3 protein-coding genes are annotated in these 2013 nt (G+C 38.5%); all 3 read left to right on the top strand.

Annotation, left to right across the window (positions count from 1 at the left end; genetic code table 11):
• Positions 1-781 (top strand): hypothetical protein (locus HRT50_RS18730; RefSeq protein ID WP_291617335.1); only part of this gene is annotated, 781 nt, incomplete at its 5' end.
• Position 782: 1 nt separating this feature from the next.
• Entirely contained in the window at positions 783-1391 is a 609-nt protein-coding gene (locus HRT50_RS18725) for a hypothetical protein (RefSeq protein ID WP_291617333.1), read from the top strand.
• Positions 1392-1436: 45 nt separating this feature from the next.
• A partial coding sequence (locus tag HRT50_RS18720) for a hypothetical protein (RefSeq protein ID WP_291617331.1) occupies positions 1437-2013 on the top strand: 577 nt, incomplete at its 3' end.

Here is a 2013-nt window from a genome sequence, read left to right as displayed (position 1 = left end):
TGGCGTAGGGCAAGTGTATTGGACTAAGTTATCAAACCATATGCCTGTACCTTTCTTATTTAGCTCAAAAGATGATAGTGACTTTATTATTCGAGAAGCGCACCTAAATTATACTGCCGGACCTAATTGGCTGCCGAATGTGCGAGTAGGGCATTTTACTTTACCTTTTGGTTTAGAAGAGAGCATTGATACCAATGGCCGCCTACTTGATTACTACCTTGGCAAAAACTTGGGCACCAAGCTCGATTGGGGAGTTAGCTTAAACAAAGTGATAAACCAAATAGAATACAATTTTAGTTACACCCTAGGCGGTAAAGATAAGGCAAAGTCGGTTGACGGCTCTTATGCGGTTACTGGCCGAATAGGCTCATTAAGTCACCATGACTTTGTTGTCGGTGTATCCATTTTTGATGGCCAAATTGATGATGTCTCACGAAAAAGGTTAGCCCTTGATTGGCAATACTATTGGGGTACTTGGGGGTTTTTAGGTGAATTAGCATTAGGTGAAGACAATAAACAATCACAGGGCTGGCAAAAAGAAAAATACAGCTTAATTGAGCTAAATAAAACCTCAATAAATAATCAGCTCAAACTCTATAGTCAGTTCATCATCAAGGATAAAGAGTTTCAAGCAAGTACCGACAAGCTGATAAATATTGGTTTTAGTTATCAATTTACTACCCAGCTAGAATTGAGTATGTCAGGCGTTAAGCAAATTAATAGCCCGGCAAGCGGTCAAAAACAACAATTGGCTAGCGTTCAATTAAGATATAGGTACTGATATGAAAATGCACGCTATTGTATTAATACTCATTTTACTCATGTTGATATTGCTGTCGGGTAATGTCAATGCAATCGCTTATTGCTCGTTACGTGATCCCGTTGCACAAATAGCCGAGCTGTACCCACAAAAAACCAATCAACTTTCTATTGTTAAAACTGTCGATGACAATATTAGGTCACAAGTGCAAATTGCACTACCCAATAATGATTTGCACTTTAGTGAGTTGGGTCGACATACCTTGTATATCGCAATGCTCGGTAAGGAAATCCTAGGTTATGTTCATGTAAGATCCGAGCAAAGTGACTGGGGTCTAGTCGAAATAGTCTGGGCTATTGATAAAGACTTAAGAATAACTAACTTTGTTTTTCAGCGCTGTCGGAGCCCTAAAAAGAAAATTGCCCAACATAGCGATTTTAAGAACATGTTTATTGGTAAAAACTATCAAGAATTGAAGCAGCAGTTAAGTGCCGACGGTGTTACGGCCAATGAAAGTCTGTTAACGAATGCACAAGGCGCTCCTGAGTTAGCCAATGTGGTTTTAAGATGCGCACTGAAAACCCTATTACTCACAGAAATGTTATGGGGAGAGGAATTGGAAAAGCTTTAACTGTGCTAAGGCTTTCATCTTTCTAACTAAAATGGCGAATTAATTATGAAGATTTCTAATTATAATCAGCTATTAGCTATCTCGACGCTACTGTCGGGTGTGATTATTTTTGCAAGCCTTTGGCATCAATATCAAAAGGTTGAGCAGATATCTCGAGCCCATTATCAATCACGTTTGCTGGTACAGAATCTTGAACATGTATTTACTATGTCGCAACTTTGGCTAACCACTCAAGACTTACTCTTTTCTGGTCGGCAAACCTATTTAGCAAAGGGGATAAATGAGCAATCAGTACAACTCAGGCAAACGTTAACGAGTATAAAGAGCAAGCTAATAAATAAGGGCGGTTATAATTTAGCTTTACAACTTATTACCGCTATTGAAGAAAATGATATTATCGTCAATTTATTCACCCAGATATCAATTCAAGAAAATAACGATTGGCAGGCTAGGGTTGCGGAGTCTGACAAGATTACTACACTATATGTTAGTCACTTAGAGCTATTATTAGCCCAAGTTTTGCGTGACAATAACTCCTTGAGCGAGCAAGTTAAAGTAGCCAAAGACAACTTTACTAAACTGTCTTTCATGGTGGTTACCCTCTATTTACTCTTTATTATAT

This window comes from Colwellia sp. (assembly GCF_013215345.1).
Classification (GTDB): domain Bacteria; phylum Pseudomonadota; class Gammaproteobacteria; order Enterobacterales; family Alteromonadaceae; genus Colwellia.
This window is presented reverse-complemented; position numbering and strand designations above follow the sequence as displayed.